Here is a 23,570-nt window from a genome sequence, read left to right on the forward strand (position 1 = left end):
GACACATGAGCATCCAGAACATCTCGACACCGCCGTTGCGGTTCGGGAATGTGCGGCCGGTTAGGGTCCTCACATGGCCGGACGTGCCCGCGCTGCTGCGTCGACCGAGCACGCGGACCCTGCTGATCGACGTGGCCGTGATCGCGATCGCCGCACTGGACGTCTGGCTTGCCGTCCCCGGTGTACCCGTCGGAACCGAGTCGACGGTGCTGTCCTGGCTGGCCTGCGCCGCGTTGCTGTTCCGCCGCCGGTTCCCGTTGGCGGCCGTGCTCGGCACGGTACCCGGGTTCTTCGCCGGCTGGGCGCAGCTCGCCGCCATGATCGCCGTCGGCTATCTGGCCTACCGCGTCGGCATGTCCTGGAAGACCTGGCTGGGCGCCGGCCTGGTGTTCCTGTGCCGCTTCGTCACCTGGCCACTGCCGGAGATGGCCGACCTGCCTTGGCAGCAGTACGGGCTGGACGTGATCTACGGCGGCGTGGTGGCCGCCATGCCGGTCGCCATCGGGCTGCTGGTTGCGATGCGGCAGGACCTGCTCCGCCGGTATCGCGAGCTGGAAGAGAACCAGCTTCGTGAGCGGCACGCCTACGCTCGCGCAGTCCGCGCCGACGAGCGGGCCAAGCTGGCGCGGGAGATGCACGACGTCGTCTCCCACGAAGTCACGTTGATCGCCATGCAGGCCAACGCGATGGAATGTGCGAGCTCCCCGGACGCCATGAAGCGCGCAGCGGAGTCGATCCGCTCGCTCAGCACGCGCGCCCTCGAGGAGTTGCGTTCCCTGCTCGGCATGCTGCGGGCGGACAGTGACGAAGAGCTGCCCGCACCGGGATTGGATGCGCTCGGCAGACTGGTTCGTGACGTCGACGTTCCGGTACGCCTCACCGTCGAGCAGTTGCCGGCCGACATCCCGCCGCAGGTCTCCGCCGCTGCTTTCCGCACGGTGCAAGAGGCGTTGACCAACGTGCACAAGCATGCTCCCGGGGCCACCGCCACGATCCGAGTGCACTACGCCTACCAGGAGCTGCGGGTCGAGGTGCGCAACGACAAGCCACGCGAACGGCCCCGCTGCACGCCCAAACTGCCGTCCGGCGGCCATGGGCTGGCTGGGCTGGCCGAGCGCGCCATGCTGCTGAACGGTACGTTCCACGCCCGCTCGACAGCCGACGGTGGATTCGAGGTGCGGGCGCACTACCCGCTGAAACAGTGACGGTCATGGCGTGACCGCGAACTCCGGCTGAGGCGCGACCCATCCCTCGGCCACCATGATGTCCCGCGCCCTGGCCCGCCTCGCCGGGTCGCCCGCCGCTCGCACGAATTCTTCCGGTGTCTTGCCGAACAGCGCGCGAAGCTCGGGCGAGCGACCGAGCAGATCACGCAGCAAGGCGCGCTGATCGCCGAGCCGACGCGGCCGACCATTCTCGTCGACGAGGCAGCCCCACCGGCCGGCGTACACGTCACAGTCGACCGTCCCGCCCACCAGCGGAACCTGGACCGGCATCGGCAAGGGCACACGCCGGTAGTTGGGCTCGGTCCGGTCCACGGCAGCCAGCTGATCGCTGTCCAACCACACCACGACAAGGCGGTGCCGTTCCCCGGGAGCACTGATCGGCGCCGCAGGGACATAGCGTTGCGGACTGACGTGGGCCGACACGCCGACCGCCAGACCCTCGACCTCAGCGGCCGTCATGGGCACGACGGCCGGCGAACCCAGCTTCGCAGCGAGGCGTTCCGGCGACGCGTTCGCCCCCACGGCGAGCACCGGATGGCGCGCTTCGAGTGGCACGGCGTCCAGCGCGGCCAGGTCCTCTGCCAGCTGCCGACGATCGGCGACCCGTTCGAACCGGCCGTGCACGAGACAACCGGAACCGGCCGCGGGCCTGCCCGGGTAGCCGAGCGGGTCCACGGCCGGATCCGGCGTGGTCACTTCCCTTCGCGACGCTTGCGCAACCGCTCCAGGGCTTCGGCGAGGATAGCGGCGCCCTCTTCGTCGGTGCGGCGTTCCTTCACGTACGCGAAATGCGTCTTGTACGGCTCGGGCCGTTTCGGCTTCGGGGGGTTCTCCGGGTCACGCCCGGCAGGCAGCCCGCAGCTCGGGCACTCCCACTCGTCGGGAATTTCCGCGCCGACGGCGAAGTACGGCCGCGATTCGTGCTTGTTCAGACACCAGTACGAGACCGGCACGCGCGGAACCGGCTCGCCACGCTCGGACTCAGTGCTTGGGCCGCCACCACCGATTCTGGTTCCCCGAATAGCGCTACCGCCACTCACCATAGGTGTTCACACCCCTACCTTCGCGCTGACTGATCGCGCTGACATGCCGCGAGCGTGGAACGCCGACGGTCACACCTTGAGCAGCAGGCCGAGCCCCACCACGCAGATCATCCAGATCGCTCCGATGAACAGCGTGATGCGGTCCAGGTTCTTCTCCGCCACGCTGGACCCGGCAAGGCTCGACTGGGTGCCACCACCGAACAGCGAGGACAAGCCGCCACCGCGTCCCTTGTGCAGCAGAACGGCGATGATCAGCAGAATGCTGGAGACCACCAGCAGGATTTGCAGGAAGAGCTTCATCGTGTCCTCGTTGCGGATGTCGGCTTTCGCGTCACGTGCTGGTCAAGGCTACCCGGGCCGGTTCACCGCTACGGCAGCGGCCCTCCGGCGGCGAGCGCGCACAGCTTGGTGAACTCGTCCGCGTCCAGGCTCGCCCCGCCCACCAGCGCGCCGTCGATGTCCGGCTGCTTGATCAAGTCGGCGATGTTGCTGGCCTTCACCGATCCGCCGTAGAGCACGCGGAGTCCGTCGGCCAGCTCCTGCCCGTACTTGGCGGCGATGGTGGAGCGGATCGCCGCGCACACCTCCTGCGCGTCCGACGGGGTGGCCACCCGGCCGGTGCCGATCGCCCACACCGGTTCGTAGGCGATCACCACGTTCTCGACCTGCTCGGCCTTGAGCCCCTTCAGCCCGGCCACCACCTGGGCGGTGGTGTGCTCGATGTGCTTGCCCTCCTCCCGCACCTCGAGCTTCTCCCCCACGCACAGGATCGGGCTGATGCCGTGCTTGAGCGCCGCCCGCACCTTCTTGTTGATCAGCTCGTCGGACTCCGCGTGGTACTCACGCCGCTCCGAGTGGCCGACCGTGACGAACGAGCAGCCCAGCTTGGCCAGCATCGGGCCGGACACGTCGCCGGTGTAGGCGCCGCTGTCGTGCGGGGACAAGTCCTGCGCACCGTAGGTGAGCAGCAACTTGTCCCCGTCGACCAGCGTCTGGACGCTGCGGATGCTGGTGAACGGCGGCAGCACGGCCACGTCCACCTTGGCGTAGTACTTCTCCGGCAACGTGAAAGCGATCTTCTGCACCAGGGCGATCGCCTCGAGATGGGTGCAGTTCATCTTCCAGTTGCCGGCGATCAGCGGTTTGCGGCTCACGAGCGCTCCAGAACGTCGATACCGGGCAGCGTCTTGCCCTCCAGGAACTCCAGCGACGCGCCGCCGCCGGTGGAGATGTGCGAGAAGGACTCCTCGGCCAGGCCGAGCTGGCGCACCGCAGCGGCGGAGTCGCCACCACCGACCACCGAGAACGCCTCGGACTTCCCGATCGCCTCGGCCACGCCGCGAGTGCCCGCGGCGAACGGCGCCATCTCGAACACACCCATCGGGCCGTTCCAGAACACCGTGCGCGCCTCCGCCAGCACCTGGCCGAACGCCGCCACCGTCTGCGGCCCGACGTCCAGGCCGAGCCAGGACTCCGGAATCGAGTCGGCGGCCACGGTCTGCGTGTTGGCGTCCGCGGCGAACTTGTCGGCGACCACCACGTCCTGCGGGAGGACCAGCTTGTCACCCGCGTCGGCGAGCAGCCGCTTGCAGGTGTCGATCATGTCCTCTTCCAGCAGCGAGCCGCCGACCGCGTGGCCCTGGGCGGCCAGGAACGTGAAGCACATGCCCCCGCCGACCAGCAGCTTGTCCACCCTGGGCAGCAGCGCCTCGATCACCGCGAGCTTGTCGGAGACCTTCGAGCCGCCGAGCACGACGACGTACGGCCGCTCCACCTCGCCCTCGGTGAGCTTGCGCAGCACCTCGACCTCGGACAGCACCAGACCGCCGGCGTACGCGGGCAATTCGCGCGCCACGTCGTACACCGAGGCCTGCTTGCGGTGCACGACGCCGAAGCCGTCCGAGACGAATGCGGCGCCGGCACCGACCAACGCGGCGAGCTCACGAGCGAACTCGCCGCGCTCCGCGTCGTCCTTGCTGGTCTCCCGCGGGTCGAACCGTACGTTCTCCAGCAGCGCCACCTGACCGTCGGCCAGCCCGGCCACCGTGGCCTTGGCGCTCTCGCCCACCACGTCGGCGGCCAGCCGCACGTCCTTGCCGAGCAGCTCGCCCAACCGGGCGGCCACCGGAGCCAGCGAGAACGCCGGGTCCGGCTTGCCCTTGGGGCGGCCCAGGTGCGCGGTCACCACGACGCGCGCACCGGCCTCGGCCAGCTTGGCGATGCCAGGCAGGGCGGCCCGCACCCGGCCGTCGTCGGTGATCTTGTCGCCGTCCAGCGGCACGTTCAGGTCGGCACGGACCAGCACCGTGCGGCCGGACACGCCCTCTTGCAGCAGGTCGTCCAGCGTCTTCAGCACAGTCGCCCGATCCCGTCAGCTGAGCTTGGCGCCGACCAGCTTGCACAGGTCGACGAGCCGGTTCGAGTAGCCCCACTCGTTGTCGTACCAGCCGACCACCTTGACCTGGTTGCCGATCACCTTGGTCAGCGGCGCGTCGTAGATGCACGACGCCGGGTCGGTGACGATGTCGGCGGACACGATCGGGTCCTCGTTGTAGGTCAGGATGCCCTTCAGCGGGCCCTCGGCCGCGGCCCGGAAGGCCTCGTTGACCTCGTCCACGGTGGTCTCGCGGGACAGCGTCGCGGTCAGGTCCGTGGTCGAACCGGTGGGCACCGGGACACGCAGCGCGTACCCGTCCAGCTTGCCGTTCAGCTCCGGCAGCACCAGGCCGATCGCCTTGGCCGCGCCGGTGGAGGTCGGCACGATGTTCAGCGCCGCGGCACGAGCCCTGCGCAGGTCGCGGTGCGGACCGTCCTGCAGGTTCTGGTCCTGCGTGTAGGCGTGAATCGTGGTCATCAGGCCACGTTCGATACCGAATGCGTCGTGCAGCGTCTTGGCCAGCGGCGCCAGGCAGTTCGTGGTGCAGGACGCGTTGGAGATGATGGTCTGCGACCCGTCGTAGGCCTCGTGGTTGACGCCCATCACCACGGTCAGGTCCTCACCCTTGGCGGGCGCGGAGATGATGACCTTCTTGGCGCCTCCCTTGACGTGCTTGGCCGCGTCCTCGGCCTTGGTGAAACGGCCGGTGGACTCCACCACCACGTCCACCCCGAGGTCGCCCCACGGCAGGTTCTCCGGGTCGCGCTCGGCGAACACCCGCACCTGCTTGCCGCCGACGACGATGCCGTCGTCGTCGGAGCTGATCTCGGCATCGAGCTTGCCGAGCACGCTGTCGTACTTCAGCAAGTGCGCCAACGTCGCGTTGTCAACCAGGTCGTTGACCGCCACGATCTCGATGTCGGAAGCGGACGCCTGGACGGCCCGGAAGAAGTTGCGGCCGATCCTGCCGAAGCCGTTCACACCTACGCGCACCGTCACGAGTGATATCTCCTCTGAATCGAATCGGCTCTGCCCCTCCACCATAGCGGGTCACCCGGTCAGCTCACGTGCCAGTGGGGTGGGAAACTTCGGCACGGCCCGCACGTCACCGAGGCACTCGCCCAACCGGGCAACTTCGGCGTCCACCCGGGCCATGACGTCTGCTCCGACGTCGGTCAGCAGCCGGTAGACGATCTCGCCACCGGGCCGCTGTCCCCACACGCCGACGATGCGCCCGTCCGCCCACACCGTCGGGCAGACGTTGCCGCTGCCGTCGAACACCGCCTTGCGGTGCTCACCCACGTAGAAGGAGCGTTCCGCCCAGCCCATCGCGGTGGGATCGAGCTCGGGCAGCAGTGCGACCCACGGCTCGGGCTCCGGCACCGGGGCCAGATCGTCCGGCAGGGCGATGCCGGGACCGCAGTCCAGCTCGACCTCGACCGGGCCGACGGCGGCAAGCGCCTTGCGGGTCTGCGCCATGGTCCAGCCGGTCCACCACTTCAGGTCCGCAACCTGCGCGGGCCCGAACGCACCCAGCCAGCGCCGGGCCAGCTCGGCCCTGGCCGCGTCCGGGTCCGGCTTCTCCTGGTCGCCCAGCCAGCTGTCCATCGGCTCCCAGACGTATTGCGAGGACAACCAGCTGCCCCGGGGACGGCCGCGCACGATGCGCCCCTCGGCGGCCAACAACGCGACCACACTTCCCGCGACATTGACCAACGACTCGTACTTCTTGCCCGGTGACAACAGCAGCTTCTGCCGCAGCGAGGGAACGTCGCCGGCGAGCTGTTGCGTGGTCGCCGACCCGCGGGCCCGCAGTGCCCGCTCGGTCTCGTCCATCACCGTCGCCAGCCATGTTTCGGCGTCGGGCACGGGCTCCGGATGACCGTTCCGCGTCAGCTGCTGCACCAGCCTGCGGCGCTCCCGGGCGGCGACGTCGTCGGTGCACGCCGCTTGCACCACCGGCGCCAGCTCCCTGGGGACGACGAACACGGTCCGCCGCATGCCGAGCACGCGCACCAGCGACCGGTCGTCGTACAGGGCTTGCTCGACCGCAGCTGTGGACGGCTTGCGCATGCGGACGAGAGCCGACAGGAACACCGAGGACGGGTTGGTGGCATGCAGCGCCACCAACCCATCGGCCACCTGGGTGATGTCGTCCGCCCTGTCCTGGGCGGCCAGCATGTGCCGCCGGGCAAGGCGCGCGCGGCGCTGCGCCTCGTCGATCCGCATGCGTCGTTTCTAACAAGGACAGCCGACAGAACCGGGCAGCTTCGACGCGCGTGCGGTTCCGCTCCGGTCTGGATTTCGTCGTGCATCCAGTGGACGCAGCTTCGGTGCGCGTGCGGTTCCGCTCCGACCTGGGGCGGACGTTCGCGGCGCCTGGCGAAATTCACTGGGCACCCCGCTGTCTGCCGCATACGCTGCGGTCATGGTGAGCTGGGAACAAGTCGTGGCGTTCTCCGCGCTGGCCTTCGTCCTGGTGGCCACACCGGGCCCCAGCGTGATGTTCGTGGTGAGCCGTGCGCTGACCACCGGGCGCAGGCAGGCGCTGATGACCGTGGCAGGCAATGCCGCCGGCGTGTACCTGCAGGTCGTGGGTGTGGCGTTCGGGCTCGGGGCGCTGGTGGAACGCTCCGTGGTCGCCTTCACCGTGCTCAAGGTGGCCGGCGCCGCCTACCTGGTGTACCTGGGGGTGCAGGCGATCCGGAACCGCCGCGCGCTCGTCGCGGCGGCCGCGGAGCCGCCCGCGCTGACTCCCCGGCGAGCCCTGGCGGCCTTGCGCGACGGTGTCGTCTTCGGGTTCTGCAACCCGAAGTCCATCGTGTTCTTCGCTGCGGTCATGCCCCAGTTCGTCGACCACACCGCGGGCAACGTGACGCAGCAGGTGCTGCTGCTCGGGTTGGCCGTGCCCGCGATCGCCCTGGTGCTGGACAGCACGTGGGCGCTGGCCGCGGGTACCGCCCGGCAGTGGCTGGCCCGCTCCCCGCGCCGGCTGGCCACGGTCAGCGGCTCCGGCGGCGCGGTCATGATCGGCCTGGGCACCGGGCTGCTGATGACCTCGCGCAGCTGATCCGCGCCGAGCGGGGCGGCGCCGCCCCGCTCGTGTGTCCGCGCGCTGAGATGCCGGGCCAGGTGGAGCCCGCTGCGCACGTGCGCGCTCCACCCGGTGGCGCCTGTCCACACGGTGGCGCCTACGAGTGCTCCTCGAGCATTTCCTCGGTCACCGCCGACTCGGTGTTCGGGATGCCGAGCTCGGCGGCGCGCTTGTCGGCCATCGCCAGCAGGCGGCGGATGCGGCCCGCCACGGCATCCTTGGTCATCGGTGGATCGGCCAGCTGGCCCAGCTCCTCCAGCGAGGCCTGGCGATGCTTCAGCCGCAGCTTCCCGGCGGCCATCAGGTGCTCGGGTGCGGAATCCCCCAGGATCTCGATCGCCCGCTGCACGCGCGCGGCCGCGGCCACCGCCGCCCGCGCGGACCTGCGCATGTTCGCGTCGTCGAAGTTGGCCAGCCGGTTCGCCGTGGCCCGCACTTCCCGCCGCATGCGGTGCTCTTCCCACTGCAGGACGCTGCTGTGCGCGCCCAGCCTGGTCAGCAGCGCTCCGATCGCGTCGCCGTCCCGGACCACGACCCGGTCCGCCCCGCGCACCTCGCGGGACTTCGCCTGGATTCCCATGCGCCGCGCCGCCCCGACCAGCGCCAGCGCCGCTTCCGGGCCCGGGCAGGTGATCTCCAGCGACGACGACCGGCCGGGTTCGGTGAGCGAGCCGTGCGCGAGGAAGGCGCCCCGCCACGCCGCTTCGGCGTCGGCGATGCCGCCGGACACCACCGACGCGGGCAAGCCGCGCACCGGACGGCCGCGGTGGTCGATCAGCCCGGTCTGCCTGGCCAGGCTCTCTCCGTCCTTGACCACCCGTACCACGTACTTGGTCCCCCGCCGCAGGCCGCTGGAGGTGATCACGTGCACGTCGGACTGGTGCCCGTACAGCTCGTGAATCTCCTTGCGCAGCCGCCGCGCCACCGACCCGGTGTCCAGCTCCGCCTCGATGATCACCCGGCCGCCGACGATGTGCAGGCCGCCCGCGAACCGCAACATCGCGGCCACCTCGGACTTGCGCGGCCCGATCTTGGTGATCTGCAGCCTGCTCAGTTCGTCCTTCACCGCTGCGGTCATCGCCACCGCTGATCACCCCCGCCCCACGGCCCTGGCGGCCCCGCCGCCTCGTCCTTCATCAGTCCTACTCCCTCTCCATCCCCAGAGCGTTACGCACCACGGCCGCCAGCGCATTTGGATCATGCCTGCGGCCGTTGCCGTCGGCCACGTCGGCCAGCACCGCGCGGGCACCGAGCCGCTCCGCAGCCGCCCGGAGCCTGCTCGGCGCGGGCACCGACTTCCGGTCGGCGATCACCGCTTCGGCTTTCAGTTCCGGCGCATGCTGTCCCAGTACGTGCAGGTGCTGCTCCGGCGAGAAACCCGCCGTCTCGCCCGGCTGGGGAACCAGGTTGAGCACGATCACCTTACGCGCTGTGGTGCGGATCAGCGCCTCGTGCAGGTCCGGGACCAGCAGGTGCACCAGCACGCTGGTGAACCACGATCCGGGGCCGAGCAGCACCACGTCCGCGTCCAGCACCGCCTGCACCGCCGCCTGGCAGGCCCGCGGCGGCTTCCCGTCCGCGTTGTGCAACCGGATCTGCCGCACCCGGCCCGGCGTGGCGGCGACCGCGACCTGGCCGCGGATGACACTCACCGCGTCCGGGTCACCCGACTCGTCCAGGCCGGTGACGTCGGCTTCGATATACAGCGGTTCCGGCGACATCGGCAGCACCCGGCCGCTCAGCCCGAGCAGCTTGCACGCCTCGTCCAGCGCCACCACCGGGTCGCCGACCTCCTCGAACAACCCGGCCAGCAGCAGGTTGCCGACCGCGTGCCCGGCGAGCGCGCCGGTACCGCCGAACCGGCGCTGGAACACCCGTGACCACAGGTTGTCGCCGGTGGGCCCCACGTCCGCGGTCGCCAGCGCCGACAGCGCCTGGCGGAGATCCCCCGGCGGGAGCACGCCCAGCTCGTTCCGCAGCCGCCCGGACGACCCGCCGTCGTCGGCGACCGTCACCACCGCCGTCACGTGCGGGGTCAGCAGGCGCAGGGCTCGCAGCGTCGCGTGCAGACCGTGGCCGCCACCCAACGCCACCGCGCGGAGCGCACCACGGTCATTCCCGCCCAAGGTCGCGATGCACCACCTTCACGATCGCGTTGTCGTCCTCGGCGGACAGCCTGCGGGCCAGCTCCTCGGCCATCGCCACGCTGCGGTGCTTGCCGCCGGTGCAGCCCACCGCCAGGGTCAGGTAGCGCTTGCCCTCCCGCCGGTAGCCCGCACCGATCAGCCGCAGCAGCTCCTGGTAGCGATCGAGGAAATCCTCCGCGCCCTCCTGCGACAGCACGTAGTTGCGCACCTCGGGATCCTTGCCGGTGAAGTCGCGCAGCTCCGGGATCCAGAACGGGTTGGGCAGGAAACGCACGTCCATCACCAGGTCGGCGTCCATCGGCAGCCCGTACTTGTAGCCGAAGGACAGCACGGTGATGCGGGTACGCAAGGACGCGTCGGTGCCGAACGCGTCCTCGATCTTGGCACGCAGGTCGTGCACCGACAGCGTCGACGTCTCGATCACCAGGTCGGCCTCGTTGCGCAGCGGGGCCAGCAACGCACGTTCCGCGGCGATCCCGTCGACCAGCCGGCCGTCCCCCTGCAGCGGGTGACCGCGCCGCACCTGGTCGAACCGGCGGATGAGCACCTCGTCGGTGGCTTCCAGGAACAGCACGCGCGGCTTGTAGCCCTGCGCGTCCAGTTCCTTGATCACCGACGCGAGGTCGTCGGTGAACGCGCGCGACCGGACGTCCATGACCACCGCGATCTTGGTGACCGCTCCGCGGGCCTGGGCGCCCAGCTCGACCATCGTGGCGATCAATTCCGGCGGGAGGTTGTCGACCACGAACCAGCCGAGGTCCTCCAGGCACTTGGCTGCCGTGCTCCGACCCGCACCGGACAGGCCGGTCACCACCGCGACCTGCATGCCGGACGCGCTGCGGGCGGACCGCTCATCCTGCGGCTGACTCATGTCGTCCCCTGTTCGTCGTGCAGTGCGGCGTAGATCTTCTCCGCCGTGGTCTTGCCGAAGCCCTTCACCTGGGCGATCTCCTCCGCCGAAGCCTGCTTCAACCGTTTGACCGACCCGAAGTGCTTGATCAAGGCTTGCTTGCGCGCCTGGCCGAGGCCGGGCACCGCATCCAACACCGATGCTCGCACGCGCCGGGCCCGCTTGTCCCGGTGGTAGCTGATGGCGAAGCGATGCGCCTCGTCACGCACCCGCTGCAGCAGGTACAGCGCCTCGGACGACCTGGGCAGGATCACCGGATACGGCTCGGCGGGCTGCCAGACTTCCTCCAGCCGCTTGGCCAGCCCGATCACCGCCACGTCGGTGATGCCCATGTCGGACAGCACCTCGGCGGCCGCCGTCGCCTGGGGTCCCGCACCGTCGACCACCAGCAGGTTCGGCGGGTAGGAGAACTTCTTCGGCTTGCCGGTCTCCGGGTCGATGCCGGGGCGCTCGGCGTCGTCGCCTTCGGTTTCGGCCTTGTAGCGGGCGAACCGGCGCCGCACCACCTCCGCGATGGCGGCGACGTCACCCTTGTCGGCCGCCTCCCGGATGGCGAAGCGGCGGTACTCGGACTTGCGCGGCAAAGCGTCCTCGAACACCACCAGCGACGCCACCACGTCGGTGCCCTGGATGTGGCTGACGTCGACACACTCGATGCGCAGCGGCGCGGTGTCCAGCCCGAGGGCTTCCTGCAGCTCGTTCAGGGCGGCCGAGCGGGCCGTCAGGTCTCCGGCGCGGCGCAGCTTGTGCTGGGTGAGGGCTTCCTTGGCGTTGCGCTCCACCGTCTCGGCCAGCGCCCGCTTGTCACCGCGCTGCGGAACGCGGATCGTGACCTTCGATCCGCGCAAGGAGGACAGCCACTCCTGCAGCGCCTCGACGTCCTCCGGGATCGCGGGGACCAGCACCTGCTTGGGCACCGGCGAACCGACGTCGGCGGTGCGCTCGGCGACGTCGGCTTCCTCGCCGTAGAACTGCGCCAGGAACTGGCTGGTCAACCGGGCTTGCACCTGCTCGGTGTCGCCGGGGATCTCGTCGATGTCGACCACCCAGCCGCGTTGGCCGCGCACCCGGCCGCCCCGTACGTGGAAGACCTGCACCGCGGCTTCCAGCTCGTCGTGGGCGAAAGCGATGACGTCCGCGTCCGTGCCGTCCCCGAAAACCACCGCCTGCTTCTCGTTCGCCCGGCGCAGCGCGCTCAGATCGTCCCGCAGCCGGGCGGCGCGCTCGAACTCCAATGCCTCGGCCGCCTCGTTCATCTCCCGCTCGAGGCGGCGCTGCATCGCGTCGGTGCGGCCGGCCAGGAACTCGCACAGGTCCTCGACGATCTGCCGGTGCTCTTCGGCCGAGACGCGGCCGACGCACGGCGCGGAGCATTTGTCGATGTAGCCGAGCAGGCACGGGCGGCCGATCTGCTGATGCCGCCGAAACACGCCGTTGGAGCATGTCCGCGCCGGGAACACGCGCAGGAGCAGATCGAGCGTCTCGCGGATGGCCCAGGCATGCGCGTACGGGCCGAAGTAGCGCACCCCTTTGCGCCGCGGGCCGCGATAGACGTGCGGCCGCGGGTACTCCTCGTTCAACGTCACCGCCAGCACCGGGTACGACTTGTCGTCTCGGTAGCGGACGTTGAACCGCGGGTCGAACTCCTTGATCCAGTTGTATTCCAGCTGCAGCGCCTCGACCTCGGTGGAGACCACGGTCCACTCGACGCCCGCTGCGCTGGTGACCATCTGCCGGGTACGCGGGTGCAGCTGGGCCGGGTCGGCGAAGTAGGAACTCAACCTGCTGCGCAGGCTCTTGGCCTTGCCGACGTAGATGACCCGGTTGTTGGCGTCCCGGAACTTGTAGACACCTGGGGCATCGGGGATCGTGCCCGGGGACGGGCGGTAGTCGACTCGGGGCACGCCTCCAGCCTACGACCGTCGGCGGACATCGATCGGACGACCGGCCGACCTGGCGCGATCGGCGCGTGCCCCGTCCGGCCCGGCGACAACGCGATTCCCCGCCCCCGGCGAGCGGAAGACCCGGTTCCCGCAGCGGACCCGGGTCTGCGCCGCCCTGATCCAATGCCGGACAAGGCCTGGGCACGCAGCCGTTGCGACGCCCGGTGGCATGAAGCCGCGCCGGGTCCGGCGTGCGGCCACGTTCCGCTCCGCGGCATGAGGGCAAACCGGCCTCGGCAGAGACCGCTCGGCGCCCGGGTCACGGAATCCCCGTCCCGGGCGGGCCGTGCCCGATCCCAGGCCACGATGCCCGCGCCGGGTCCGCGTCCGGCGGCCCAACCCAGGCCGGACGACGACCGCCGGTCAGCCGATCGGGCCTGGCATCCTCAGGAGTTCGTCCGTGCCGTCGCATCGGCATTCGTGGCATGCTCGCAGACGTGCAGACCTCTCAGCTTCTTCCCGCGCTCCGGGCGGCGGGCGAACGCATGGCCGAGGCCGCCGAGGAAGCCGGGCTGTCCGCCTCGGTTCCGAGCTGCCCAGGGTGGACGGTCCGGGATCTGCTGTTCCACACCGGGAGTGTGCACCGGTGGGCGGCAAGCATCGTCGGCAAGACCGGGGACAAGCACCAGCGCGTGATCGGCGGCGACCCGCTCAAGGACGCCGAGTACCGGCCCGCCGACGACAAGCTGCTCACCTGGTTCCGCGAAGGGCACGCCGAGCTGGTGCGCACGCTGGAGGCAGCGCCGGAGGACCTGGACGTCTGGCATTTCCTGCCCGCCTCGACGCCGCTGTCGTTCTGGGTGCGCCGACAGACGCACGAGACGATCGTGCACCGGGTGGACGCCGAGCAGGCGGGCGGATCGATCACGCCGATCGACCCGGACGTCGCACTGGACGGCCTCAACGAGCTGCTGATCGGGTTCCTGCCCCGGCGGCGCCACAAGCTGCGCAGCGACGAGCCGAAGACCATGGTCGTGCAGACCACCGACCGGCCGCTGGCGTGGCGGTTGAGCATCAGCACCGAGCCCGTCGTCTGCGAACCGGTGCTCGACCCGGGCGAGGCGGATGCGTTCGTGCGCGGCCCTGCGGAGCGGTTGTACCTGGCGTTGTGGAACCGGGCGCCCCTGTCCTCCGTGGAGACCTCCGGCGACGAACAGCTGCTGCGTAGCTGGTCGGCATCCGTGCAGGTCACGTGGAATTGACGCAGGCTGCCACCGCCGAGCGAACCGGCGCCGTGATCACCCGTCGAACGACTCGTGACCCCCGGGCGGCAGCGGGAGGATCATCGCCGCGAAGGTGGGCGAGTCGGGGAACGGCTTGATGGTGCCGACCTTGCGATAGCCCCAGCGCCGGTAGGCGGTCACGGCCGGAGTGTTGGCCTCGTCGACGAGCAGCGTGGCGCGTTCCTCCCGGCGGGTGGCCAGCAACTCGCGATGGGTGTCGCGCGCGACATGCCTGCGCTGGTGATCCGGGTGCGTCATGATCTCGTTGATGGCGAACGTGCGCGTGCCGGTCTCGATCGTCAGCTCCGGATCATGAGGCTGGAGCGAGCGCCACCACCGCGCGTTCTCCGGCAGCGCGTAACCGAAGGCCAGCCCGACGGGTTTGTCCTCGTCGAAGGCCGCGCACATGCCGAATCCCGGCGAGCGCATGTATCCCTCGACGCGCTCGGTGAACCGCTCGACGGAATAGAACGGATCCGTCGCGGCCTGGGGATGCGTCGCCAGGTACAGCGGCACGATCACGTCGTCCACCGTGGCCGGGGCGGTCTCGTGGTCGTAGTGCCTGAAGGTGAGGTTCACGCTTGCCTCTCCTCGGCCAGCAGAGCTCGCACCCGCCGCACCGACGGAAGCCCTCGCTGCTTGGGTGGGACGCACGCCAGAGCAGCGGCCGCCGAGCGGTGGACCAGTGCGTCCCGCCGCTGCCATGGCTTCAGTTCGGCCAGCGTACCGGCGAGATGTTCGGTGCCAGCGGTCAAGTCCCCGGCCTTGATCAAGGCGGTCGCACGATGGGCGTGGAGCTGAGCCGGGCCACCCCACGATGACGACGGGTACAGCCGCAAAGCCGCCTCTTGCTCTGCAAACGCCTCACGGGTACGGCCCGCGTGGGAATGAACTTCCGAGGCAACGAACCGCAAACGCTGTTCTGGCCACGACCACACGCCATACGGCGCCGTGCTGGCGGGCAGATCCGGGAACATCTCCGTCACCTCACGGAGCGCCGTCAGCGCCGCGCCGTCGTTCCCCGTGCGAGCGTGGACTTGCGCTCGCGCTGCCAGCCCGGAGATCCGGCCCACACCGTCGGGCGGCGACACAGCCACCGCACGGTCAGCCAAAGCGAGGACGGTTGCCGGCGACGACGAGTACAGCGAGAAAACGGCCTGCCGTCCTGCGATCAGCCCAGCCAGTTCCCGATCACCGGTCGCCGCCGCTGCCCGCGACGCAGTCCGCCGCCAGCGGTTCGCCGCGTCCGTCTCATGCACCTGCACGAGAGCGATGGCACACAGCGCTGCCAGCTGCGCGAACGCATGCGTCAGGTCGGTACGGACCGTGCCTGACGACTCGGCCATCCGAGCCCGCAAGTCATTCAGATCCGCGGCCAAGCCGGCGAACAGCCGTTCCGGGGGTTCCACCAGCACGCGCACGGCATAGTCCGCGGCAACCCGTTCCCACTCGTCTGTGTCCAACTCGCTGGGGACGAGCGGCAATGCGTGATCGAACGTGCGCCGGACCTGCTCCAGCGAGCCAAGCAACGGCGCAGCCGCGGCCAACCCAAGGAGTGTGCGGCGATCCATGTCGTCTCGGTCCGCCTCCCCCTGGCACCCCGATCGAGGCACACACACCAGGTACGCCCCGTACAGAGCACCATGCGCACCCGTCGCCTCGTCGGCAAGCCGCCAAAAGCGCTCATCCGGTGTCGCCCGCCCGTTCTCGATCGCCGCGATCCGCGAACGTGAACAACCCGTCGCCTCGGCCAGCCGTTCTTGCGTCAATCCCCGCCGCTTTCCGGCGCTTCGCCAGCTGCCTGCCGAGATCCACATCGTTCACTTCGCGCCCTCCCCCAGCGCATGACGTGCGGTTTCAGCGTAGCCGAACACGCACTCTTCGTGTTCGTTCGTGTTCGTTCCGGCCCGCACCGCCTTTCGAACATCACCCAGTGCGCCGTTCCATGAAGACGTGTGCTGCAGATCACGCCACACAGATCCGTGACCGACTGTGTTGCTGTTCAGGTGATCGACGTGCCACTGACCCATCTCCCACCCGGTGTGCGGGCAGAGACCTTCACCCACGCCGACGGCCGGAAAGCGACGATCTATCGCGCGCCCTACGAAAGCGACGGCCCCCTCGTGCTGACAGAGGATGGCCAACGCGTCCTCTGCTACATGTGCGCCGCGTACGTGTTCCGCTGGCCCGAGGGGACGACCCAGGTCGACGTCGGCCACGGACGGATCGGCAAGTACATGCGCCTGCGCGACGGCATCACCATCAGCGGCAACTGGTCTCCACGCGTATTGGCGGACTTCGGCCAACGATGGGCGCACAGCGAGCTGGACAAGTACAGCCGATGAACGACATCGAACGCGACGCCATCTTGTTCGCCCGCATCGCGGAGACCGAGCCTGGCATCGTGCGCACCCTCGGCCTGCTCATCGGTGAGCTCACCGACCCGGAACTGGAGCCCGACCTGCTGCGCCGACTCGGTGAGCTCATCCGGCGCATCGGCGAGACGGTGATCGCACGGGCCGAACGCCTCGGCACCGGGGACACGCCGTCCGGCTGACCGGCCCATCGCCGGCGTGTGGCTCGATGACGGCCGCCGGGTGTGCCAAGCTCGGCGCGTGCGGATCGCCACCTGGAACGTCAACTCGATCACCGCCCGGCTCCCCCGGCTGCTCGACTGGCTCGGAGCCGCCGAACCCGACGTGCTCTGCCTGCAAGAACTCAAATGCTCCGACGCCGCCTTCCCCTACGACGCGATCGGCGAACTCGGCTACGGGGCAGCCACCTACTGCGCGGGACGGTGGAACGGCGTGGCCATCCTCTCCCGGGCCGGCCTCGGCGACGTCACCCGGGGCTTGGCCGACGAACCGGAATTCGTCGACGAAGGGGCGCTGTTCGGGGCACGGGAACGCCGCGCGATCGGCGCCACCTGCAACGGCGTCCGGGTGTGGTCACTGTACGCGCCTAACGGGCGCGCGCCCGGCCATCCGCATTTCCGGTACAAGCTCGAGTGGCTGGCCGCCCTGCAACACACGGTCACCGCCGAGAACGGCGACCAGCCACTGGCGCTTCTCGGCGACTTCAACGTCGCGCCGACCGACGACGACGTCTACGACATCGCGGATTTCGCCGATTCGACCCACGTCACCGAGCCGGAACGGCAGGCACTCGCCGCATTGCGATCGTCGGGCCTGACCGACATCGTGCCCCGCGCCTTGAAAGGCGACCGCCCCTACACCTACTGGGACTACCGCCAACTGGCGTTCGCCAAGGACAACGGCATGCGGATCGACCTGATCTTGGGCAACCCGGCATTCACCGAAGCCGTGCAGGACGCCTACGTCGATCGCAACGCGCGCAAGGACAGCCCCGCGGGCCCGCCGTCCGACCATGCACCGGTCGTGGTCGACCTCGCGTTCCCGAGCTGACTACTCGCCCTTGGCCGATCGGGCGGCACGATGCAGCTTGCGCAAAGTACGCACGGCATGCACCGCGTGCTCCCGGTCCACGGCCTGGATGGCCAGCATCGCGTAGTACTCGTCGTACGGCAGCTCCAGCCGCGCGAACGACGCACCGTCCGGGAAGCTGATCGCGAGCACATCCGACCACGCGAACCGCCGCTTGACCAGCACGTTGCGCACCTCGACACCTTCGGCGTCGGCGACCACCCGTGGCGACGCCCACAGCATGATGCCGCCGGCGATCAGCAGCCCGAGCACGACCATCGCGACCTGGTCGGAGGTGCGGAACACCACGCCGGTGTTCGACTCCCGCAACAGCACCGCGACCACGGTGAACACCGCGACGATCACGGCGGCGCACGCACCCGAGATCCACGCCGCGCGACGCGGCCGGAACACCACCTGCTTGCCCGCTTGACGCTCGCCGGTCACTGCACTCACGCGAACCCTCGCTCCGTCCACGGCTGCCGCACCGCGCGCAACTGGTGTGCGGTGTCCAGCGCGGCGACCGCCGCCTCGTAGCCCTTGTCCTCGGCGGACCCGGGAAGCCCCGCTCGGTCCAACGCCTGCTCCTCGGTGTCGCAGGTCAGCACCCCGTTGGCGACCGGCGTCGATTCGTCCAACGCCACCCGGGTCAGGCCGGCGGTCACCGCGTCGCACACGTACTCGAAATGCGGCGTGCCGCCACGGATCACCACCCCGAGCGCAACGACCGCATCGTGGTTGCGCGCCAGCGCCTGCGCCATCACCGGGAGTTCGATCGCCCCGGCGATCCGCACCACGGTCGGCTTCTCCGTCAGCCCGGCATCCTCGGCAGCCGCCAGCGCCCGCTCCACCAGGCTGTCGGTGATCTTCTTGTGCCAGCGGGTGGCGACCACGGCCAGTTTCAGGTTCCGGCAGCTCTCCGGGTCCAGGCGCACCTCGGGGCGCCCCTCGCCGCTCATGCCCGCACGCCTCCGTCCTGCGAACCGTTCGGGGTGTCCACGTCCACCCCCAGATCCAGCCACCGCGGGTCGACCCCGTCGAGCTCGTCCAGCTCGGCCAGGTCGTGGCCCATCCGGTCCCGCTTGGTCTTCAGATACCGCAGGTTCTCCGGGTTCACCGAGACCGGGAGCGGCACCCGGCCGACCACCCGCAGCCCGTATCCTTCCAGGCCCACCCGCTTGGCCGGGTTGTTGGTCAGCAGCCGCATCGACTTGATGCCCAGGTCGGCCAGGATCTGCGCGCCGGTGCCGTAGTCCCGCGCGTCGGCGGGCACCCCGAGCTGCAAATTGGCGTCGACGGTGTCCGCGCCGAGGTCCTGCAGCTGATAGGCCTGCAACTTGTGCAGCAGCCCGATGCCTCTGCCCTCGTGTCCGCGGATGTACAGCACGACACCGCGGCCCTCGTCGGCGACGGCCTTCAGCGACGCCCTCAGTTGCGGGCCGCAGTCGCAGCGCAGGGAACCGAACACGTCCCCGGTCAGACACTCCGAGTGCACTCGGACCAGCACGTTCTCCCCGTCACCGATGTCGCCGTAGACGAACGCCACGTGCTCGTTGCCGTCCAGCAGGCTTTCGTAGCCGATGGCACGGAACGTGCCGCACTGCAGCGGGATCCGAGCCTCCGCCGCCTTGGCCACCTGCTTCTCCGTCCGCCGCCGGTAGGCGATCAAGTCGGCGATGGTGATCAACGTCAGGTGATGCTCTTCGGCGAACACGCGCAGCTCGTCGTAGCGCGCCATGTCGCCTTCGTTCTTCTGCGAGACGACCTCGCACAGCACGCCCGCGGGGCGCAGGCCGGCAAGGCGGGCCAGGTCGACCGATGCCTCGGTGTGGCCGGGGCGGCGCAGCACGCCCCCCTCCTTGGCGCGCAGCGGAACCACGTGACCGGGGCGGTTGAAGTCGTCGGCGGTGGCATCCGGGTCGGCCAGCAGGCGGATGGTGTGCGCCCGGTCGGCCGCGGAGATACCGGTGGTCACGCCCTCCCGCGCGTCCACGGTCACGGTGTAGGCGGTGCCGCGCTTGTCCTGGTTCTGGTAGTACATCGGCGGCAGGTTGAGCCGGTCGGCGTCCGCCTCGGTCAGCGCCACGCAGATGTAGCCGGAGGTGTACCGGACCATGAAGGCCAGCAGTTCGGGTGTGGCCTTCTCGGCCGCGAAGATCAGATCGCCCTCGTTCTCCCGGTCCTCGTCGTCGACGACGATCACGGGCTTGCCCGCGGCGACGTCCGCGATGGCCCGCTCGATCGCCGCGAAACGTTCCTCCGCCGGCTTGCCGTCCACGGCCTGCCCGTGGACCTCAGCACCCTGTGCGCCGGTCACTGCACATCACCCGCCCGTCCGATCAGCCTCTCGACGTACTTCGCCAGCACGTCGACTTCGATGTTCACCGGATCACCGGGCACCAGACCGCCAAGGATGGTCATCTCCAAGGTGGTCGGGATCAACGCCACGCTGAACTCGGCAGGCTCACCGCCCTCGCCGGGATCGGTCACCGAGACCACGGTCAGCGACACCCCGTCGACGGCGATGGAGCCCTTCTCCACCACATACCGGTGCAGCCCGGCGGGCAAGGTGAACCGGGTCACGCCGGACGGGTCGCGGTCGACGAACGTGCCGACACCGTCGACGTGTCCTTGCACGATGTGCCCGCCCAGTCGGTCCCCCACCGCCGCCGCGCGCTCCAGGTTCACCCGGTCGCCGACCCGGGCCTTCGCCAGGTTGGTGCGCTCCAGCGTCTCGTGCACCACGTCCACGGTGAACGACGTCCCCGCGACGTCCACCACCGTCAGGCACACGCCGTTGACCGCGATCGAATCGCCGTGTCCGGCGTCAGTGGTCACCGTCGGACCGGTGATCGTCAGTCGTGCTGCGTTCGGCACCTCGTCGATGCCGACGATCTCGCCGACCTCCTCGACCAGTCCGGTGAACACGGCATCTTCCTTTCTCTGCCCTGGGCCCGTCAGACCTCGGCGGCCTTGCGCCGCAACGCCGCGATGGCCTTGCCCGGATCGTCGGCGCCGTAGACCGCGGTGCCCGCCACGAAGCAGTCCACACCCGCCTCGGCGGCCTGCTCGATGGTGTCGGCGTTGATGCCGCCGTCGATCTCCACCAGCAAGCGCAGGTGGCCGGTGTCCACCAGGTTGCGCGCCGCACGCACCTTCTCCAGCACGTGCGGGATGAACGCCTGGCCGCCGAAGCCCGGCTCCACCGACATGATCAACAGCGTGTCGTAGTGCTTCAACACGTCGACGAAGTCGTCCAGCGCCGTCTGCGGCTTGATGGACAAACCGGCCTTCGCGCCCGCCGCACGCAGGTTCTTGGCGATCATGACCGGGTCGGTCGCCGCCTCGGCATGCACCGTGACGTTGTGCGCACCCGCCTCGGCGTATGCCGGCGCCCACCGGTCCGGGTCCTCGATCATCAGGTGGCAGTCGATGGGGACCTCGCTCACCGCGATCAGCGACTGCACCACCGGCAGGCCGAGCGTCAGGTTCGGGACGAAGTGACCGTCCATCACGTCCACGTGCACCCAGTCCGCCCGCTCATCGCCCTCACCGGACACGGCGCGGATCTCGTCGCCGAGCCGCGCGAAGTCGGCGGACAGGATGCTGGGCGCGATCATCGGACGTCTGCTCACGTTCCGGATTCTAGTTACTGCCGAGTTACCAGCGGTTTCCCGCGTCGCACCCGTCACGTCGTCTCCTTCGTCACTTGCCTGCACCCCGAGCCCTCACCGCTTCTTCCGCAGCAGTGCGCAGAACATCGCATCGGTGCCGTGCCGATGCGGCCACAGCTGCACGTACGGGCCGTCGCCCAGCCGGTCGACCCCGGGGAAGTACTCCCTGGCGTCGAGCACTTCGGCACCGGTGCGGCGGGCCACCTCGCCGGCCACGCCCTCGGTCTCGGCCAGGTGCGGCGAGCACACCACGTAGCCGACGATCCCGCCGGGCCGAGCCAGCTGCACGGCCGCGCTCAGCAGCTCGGTCTGCAGGGTGACCAGATCCGGAACGTCGCTCGGTTGCCGCCGCCACCGCGCCTCGGGCCGCCTGCGCAGCGCACCGAGCCCGGTGCACGGCGCATCGACCAGCACCCGGTCGAAGCCCGGCTCGAGGCCGCTCGTCCTGCCGTCGGCCACATGCACCCGCACCGGCAGCCCTGCGGTGGCCCGCTCCACCAGCTTGGCCCGGTGCCGGGCTCGCTCCACCGCGTCCAGGGTCGCTCCCGTGGTGGCGGCCAGCGCGCCGAGCAGCGCCGCTTTGCCACCGGGACCGGCGCACAGGTCGAGCCACCGCTCGTCGGATCCCGTCACCGGGGCCGAAGCCAGGGCGAGCGCGCAGAGCTGGCTGCCTTCGTCCTGCACCGCCGCGAGCCCTTCCTTGACCGGCTCCAGCTCGGCCGGGTCTCCGGCGCCCGCGGCCAGCCGCACGCCGTAGGGCGAGTAGGGGGCGACGTCCCCACCGGTGATCGCCGCCAGCTCGGCCGCGCTGATCTCCCCCGGCCTGGCCACCAGATGCACCTCGGGTCGCTCGTCGTCGGCCTCCAGCGCGGCGGCCAGCTCGGCCCCCTTGTCGCCGAGCGCTTCCGCGAACGCCCGGGCGATCCAGCGCGGATGCGCCGTGCGCAGCGCGTGGTGACCGATCGGATCCTCGTCGGCCGGCGGCGCGAGCCGGTCGATCCAGGACGCTTCGTCGTGCTCGGCGATCTTGCGCAGCACGGCGTTGACGAAGCCCGTGACGTACGAGCCGACGACCTCCCGCGCCAGGTCCACCGTCGCTGTCACGCCCGCGTGTTCCGGAACCCGGGTGCGCAGCAGCTGGTAGGTGCCCAGCCGCAGCACGTCCAGCACCGCACCGTCGACCTTGGCGATGTCGCGGTCCACGCACGCGTCGATGACCGCGTCCAACAGCCCGCGCGTCCGGGCCGCACCGTAGGCGAGCTCGGTCGCCAGCGCGGCATCGCGGCCGGTGATCCGGCGCTCACGCAGCATCTTCGGCAGCACCAGGTTCGCGTAGGCGTCCCGCTCGCGGATCGCGCGCAGCACGTCGTAGGCCGCCTGGCGAGCCGGATCCACGGCGCTCAGCCGGGGCGGGTTCGCCCGGCGCGGCGCGGGCCTGCGGCGATCCGGCCTGCCCGGCCGCTGCTTCCGGTCCTGATGCCTGCCGCCGGGGTGGCCGGACCGGCGCTTGGGCCGCTCCGATCCACCTTGCTGTGCGTTCATGTCAACCGCTCTCCCGGCTCGATGCGCGCGCCACGCGCCCAGTCGGTGGCCGCCATCCGCTTGCGGCCTTGCGCCTGCACCTCACTCAAGCACAGCGCGGCCGTGGTCGTGCCGACCAGCACGCGCTTGCGCTCCACCCGCACCTCCCCCGGCTGCAACGGCTGCTCCGGCTGGTCCACCAGGCGCACCGGGGCGATCTTCAGCCGTTGCCCGCGGAACTCGGCCCACGCCCCCGGTTCCGGTGTCATGGCCCGGATGAGCCGTTCGATCGCCACCGCGGGGGCGGAGAAGTCGATCTTGGCGTCCGCCACCGTCACCTTGGGCGCGTAGCTCACCCCGTCCGCAGGCTGAGGCTCGGCCCGCAGCACGCCGTCCTCGATGCCGTCCAGCGTCCGCAGCAGCAACTCCGCCCCGGCCTCGGCCAACCTGCCCAGCAACGAACCCGCGGTGTCGTCCGGGCGCACCGCTTCGGTCACCACCCCGTACACCGGTCCGGCGTCCAGCTCGCGCACGATCCGGAACACCGACGCGCCGGTGATCTCGTCGCCTGCCCGGATGGCCGCCTGCACCGGGGCGGCACCCCGCCATGCGGGCAGCAACGAGAAGTGCAGGTTGACCCAGCCGTGCTTGGGGATCTCCAGCGCCTCGGAACCGAGCAGCCCGCCGTAGGCGACGACCGGACAGATGTCCGGCGCCAGCGCGCGCAGCCGGTCGAGGAATCCGGCGTCGTTCGGGCTGGCCGGGGTGAGCACGTCGATGCCGTGCTCGTCGGCGAGCCTGCCGACCGGTGACCGTTGCACCTTGCGCCCACGACCGGCGGGCGCATCCGGGCGCGCGAGCACCGCGACCACCTCGTGCCGCGGCGATTCGATCAGCAGCTTGAGTGAGGGAACCGCAACCTCGGGAGTACCGGCGAACACCACACGCATAGTGCGCCGAAGTCTACGG

At 70.2% G+C, this 23,570-nt stretch carries 26 protein-coding genes; 6 read left to right on the forward strand and 20 right to left on the reverse strand.

The genetic code is table 11. From position 1 onward, the window contains the following. Window positions 1–5: 5 nt before the first annotated feature. Window positions 6–1,205 (forward strand): sensor histidine kinase, encoded by a 1,200-nt coding sequence (locus YWY_RS0101240; protein ID WP_084608763.1) that lies wholly within the window; start codon window positions 6–8, stop codon window positions 1,203–1,205. 3 nt (window positions 1,206–1,208) lie between these two features. Here YWY_RS0101240 and YWY_RS19610 read toward each other — a convergent pair whose 3' ends face one another. The 7 genes from YWY_RS19610 to YWY_RS0101275 form a co-directional block, all read right to left on the reverse strand. Further along, window positions 1,209–1,922 carry a hypothetical protein gene (locus YWY_RS19610; RefSeq protein WP_051309454.1) on the reverse strand — a complete coding sequence of 238 codons (714 nt, stop codon included), beginning with the start codon at window positions 1,920–1,922 and terminating at the stop codon, window positions 1,209–1,211. Continuing rightward, window positions 1,919–2,266: an RNA polymerase-binding protein RbpA gene (locus YWY_RS0101250; RefSeq protein WP_028846138.1), complete on the reverse strand. Its 348-nt coding sequence runs from the start codon at window positions 2,264–2,266 to the stop codon at window positions 1,919–1,921. Before YWY_RS0101250 ends, YWY_RS19610 begins: the two co-directional genes overlap by 4 nt. A gap of 72 nt (window positions 2,267–2,338) precedes the next feature. Next, window positions 2,339–2,569, reverse strand: coding sequence for a preprotein translocase subunit SecG (gene secG / locus YWY_RS0101255; RefSeq protein ID WP_028846139.1), 231 nt, complete (start codon window positions 2,567–2,569; stop codon window positions 2,339–2,341). 68 nt (window positions 2,570–2,637) lie between these two features. Next, complete coding sequence (gene tpiA / locus YWY_RS0101260) at window positions 2,638–3,423, reverse strand: triose-phosphate isomerase (protein WP_028846140.1); 786 nt, start codon at window positions 3,421–3,423, stop codon at window positions 2,638–2,640. Then, window positions 3,420–4,622 (reverse strand): phosphoglycerate kinase, encoded by a 1,203-nt coding sequence (locus tag YWY_RS0101265; protein ID WP_028846141.1) that lies wholly within the window; start codon window positions 4,620–4,622, stop codon window positions 3,420–3,422. The genes tpiA and YWY_RS0101265 overlap by 4 nt, the downstream gene beginning before the upstream one ends. A gap of 18 nt (window positions 4,623–4,640) precedes the next feature. Beyond that, on the reverse strand, window positions 4,641–5,645 hold the full coding sequence (gene gap, locus YWY_RS0101270; RefSeq protein ID WP_028846142.1) for a type I glyceraldehyde-3-phosphate dehydrogenase: 1,005 nt from the start codon (window positions 5,643–5,645) through the stop codon (window positions 4,641–4,643). Window positions 5,646–5,696: 51 nt separating this feature from the next. After that, window positions 5,697–6,875, reverse strand: coding sequence for a winged helix DNA-binding domain-containing protein (locus YWY_RS0101275; protein ID WP_028846143.1), 1,179 nt, complete (start codon window positions 6,873–6,875; stop codon window positions 5,697–5,699). Window positions 6,876–7,074: 199 nt separating this feature from the next. Here YWY_RS0101275 and YWY_RS0101280 point away from each other — a divergent pair, with 199 nt between their 5' ends. Next, a complete protein-coding gene (locus YWY_RS0101280; RefSeq protein WP_028846144.1) occupies window positions 7,075–7,716 on the forward strand; it encodes a LysE family translocator in 642 nt (213 codons plus the stop codon). Between the two features lie 121 nt (window positions 7,717–7,837). Here the strand turns inward: YWY_RS0101280 and whiA are convergent, their stop codons facing one another. The 4 genes from whiA to uvrC are packed head-to-tail and all read right to left on the reverse strand — an operon-like array spanning window position 7,838 to window position 12,701. Continuing rightward, window positions 7,838–8,824, reverse strand: a complete 987-nt coding sequence (gene whiA, locus YWY_RS0101285) for a DNA-binding protein WhiA (RefSeq protein ID WP_028846145.1) — start codon at window positions 8,822–8,824, stop codon at window positions 7,838–7,840. A 58-nt stretch (window positions 8,825–8,882) separates the two neighbouring features. Then, window positions 8,883–9,833 (reverse strand): gluconeogenesis factor YvcK family protein, encoded by a 951-nt coding sequence (locus YWY_RS0101290; protein WP_028846146.1) that lies wholly within the window; start codon window positions 9,831–9,833, stop codon window positions 8,883–8,885. Window positions 9,834–9,852: 19 nt separating this feature from the next. Further along, window positions 9,853–10,713, reverse strand: coding sequence for an RNase adapter RapZ (gene rapZ, locus YWY_RS0101295; protein WP_156899066.1), 861 nt, complete (start codon window positions 10,711–10,713; stop codon window positions 9,853–9,855). Window positions 10,714–10,754: 41 nt separating this feature from the next. Further along, window positions 10,755–12,701 carry an excinuclease ABC subunit UvrC gene (gene uvrC, locus YWY_RS0101300; protein ID WP_028846148.1) on the reverse strand — a complete coding sequence of 649 codons (1,947 nt, stop codon included), beginning with the start codon at window positions 12,699–12,701 and terminating at the stop codon, window positions 10,755–10,757. 476 nt (window positions 12,702–13,177) lie between these two features. Here uvrC and YWY_RS0101305 point away from each other — a divergent pair, with 476 nt between their 5' ends. Continuing rightward, the gene (locus YWY_RS0101305) at window positions 13,178–13,942 is read left to right on the forward strand and encodes a maleylpyruvate isomerase family mycothiol-dependent enzyme (protein ID WP_028846149.1); all 765 of its coding nucleotides are present in this window, start codon (window positions 13,178–13,180) and stop codon (window positions 13,940–13,942) included. Between the two features lie 36 nt (window positions 13,943–13,978). Here YWY_RS0101305 and YWY_RS19615 read toward each other — a convergent pair whose 3' ends face one another. Then, window positions 13,979–14,542 carry a GNAT family N-acetyltransferase gene (locus tag YWY_RS19615; protein ID WP_038044224.1) on the reverse strand — a complete coding sequence of 188 codons (564 nt, stop codon included), beginning with the start codon at window positions 14,540–14,542 and terminating at the stop codon, window positions 13,979–13,981. After that, window positions 14,539–15,780 carry a helix-turn-helix domain-containing protein gene (locus tag YWY_RS19620; RefSeq protein ID WP_084608767.1) on the reverse strand — a complete coding sequence of 414 codons (1,242 nt, stop codon included), beginning with the start codon at window positions 15,778–15,780 and terminating at the stop codon, window positions 14,539–14,541. The genes YWY_RS19615 and YWY_RS19620 overlap by 4 nt, the downstream gene beginning before the upstream one ends. Before the next feature lie 138 nt (window positions 15,781–15,918). Between YWY_RS19620 and YWY_RS24495 the strand changes: the two genes are divergently transcribed. From YWY_RS24495 to YWY_RS0101330, 3 genes are read left to right on the forward strand one after another with little or no spacing between them, the layout of a single operon-like run. Further along, the gene (locus YWY_RS24495) at window positions 15,919–16,308 is read left to right on the forward strand and encodes a hypothetical protein (protein ID WP_245566512.1); all 390 of its coding nucleotides are present in this window, start codon (window positions 15,919–15,921) and stop codon (window positions 16,306–16,308) included. Next, window positions 16,305–16,520: a hypothetical protein gene (locus YWY_RS0101325; protein WP_028846151.1), complete on the forward strand. Its 216-nt coding sequence runs from the start codon at window positions 16,305–16,307 to the stop codon at window positions 16,518–16,520. The genes YWY_RS24495 and YWY_RS0101325 overlap by 4 nt, the downstream gene beginning before the upstream one ends. Window positions 16,521–16,578: 58 nt before the next feature. Then, window positions 16,579–17,388, forward strand: a complete 810-nt coding sequence (locus YWY_RS0101330; RefSeq protein ID WP_028846152.1) for an exodeoxyribonuclease III — start codon at window positions 16,579–16,581, stop codon at window positions 17,386–17,388. Here the strand turns inward: YWY_RS0101330 and YWY_RS0101335 are convergent, their stop codons facing one another. From YWY_RS0101335 to fmt, 7 genes are all read right to left on the reverse strand, one after another. Beyond that, window positions 17,389–17,862, reverse strand: a complete 474-nt coding sequence (locus YWY_RS0101335) for a PH domain-containing protein (RefSeq protein ID WP_051309462.1) — start codon at window positions 17,860–17,862, stop codon at window positions 17,389–17,391. Continuing rightward, window positions 17,859–18,365: a 6,7-dimethyl-8-ribityllumazine synthase gene (ribH, locus tag YWY_RS0101340; protein WP_028846154.1), complete on the reverse strand. Its 507-nt coding sequence runs from the start codon at window positions 18,363–18,365 to the stop codon at window positions 17,859–17,861. The genes YWY_RS0101335 and ribH overlap by 4 nt, the downstream gene beginning before the upstream one ends. Further along, the gene (locus YWY_RS0101345) at window positions 18,362–19,684 is read right to left on the reverse strand and encodes a bifunctional 3,4-dihydroxy-2-butanone-4-phosphate synthase/GTP cyclohydrolase II (RefSeq protein WP_028846155.1); all 1,323 of its coding nucleotides are present in this window, start codon (window positions 19,682–19,684) and stop codon (window positions 18,362–18,364) included. Before YWY_RS0101345 ends, ribH begins: the two co-directional genes overlap by 4 nt. A gap of 35 nt (window positions 19,685–19,719) precedes the next feature. Then, window positions 19,720–20,334 (reverse strand): riboflavin synthase, encoded by a 615-nt coding sequence (locus YWY_RS0101350; RefSeq protein WP_028846156.1) that lies wholly within the window; start codon window positions 20,332–20,334, stop codon window positions 19,720–19,722. Window positions 20,335–20,363: 29 nt separating this feature from the next. After that, entirely contained in the window at window positions 20,364–21,026 is a 663-nt protein-coding gene (gene rpe / locus YWY_RS0101355) for a ribulose-phosphate 3-epimerase (RefSeq protein ID WP_028846157.1), read from the reverse strand. 108 nt (window positions 21,027–21,134) lie between these two features. Further along, window positions 21,135–22,475, reverse strand: coding sequence for an RsmB/NOP family class I SAM-dependent RNA methyltransferase (locus YWY_RS0101360; protein WP_028846158.1), 1,341 nt, complete (start codon window positions 22,473–22,475; stop codon window positions 21,135–21,137). Window positions 22,476–22,618: 143 nt separating this feature from the next. Continuing rightward, window positions 22,619–23,551 carry a methionyl-tRNA formyltransferase gene (gene fmt / locus YWY_RS0101365; RefSeq protein ID WP_028846159.1) on the reverse strand — a complete coding sequence of 311 codons (933 nt, stop codon included), beginning with the start codon at window positions 23,549–23,551 and terminating at the stop codon, window positions 22,619–22,621. Window positions 23,552–23,570 lie beyond the last annotated feature (19 nt).

This window comes from Thermocrispum agreste DSM 44070, assembly GCF_000427905.1.
Lineage (GTDB): Bacteria > Actinomycetota > Actinomycetes > Mycobacteriales > Pseudonocardiaceae > Thermocrispum > Thermocrispum agreste.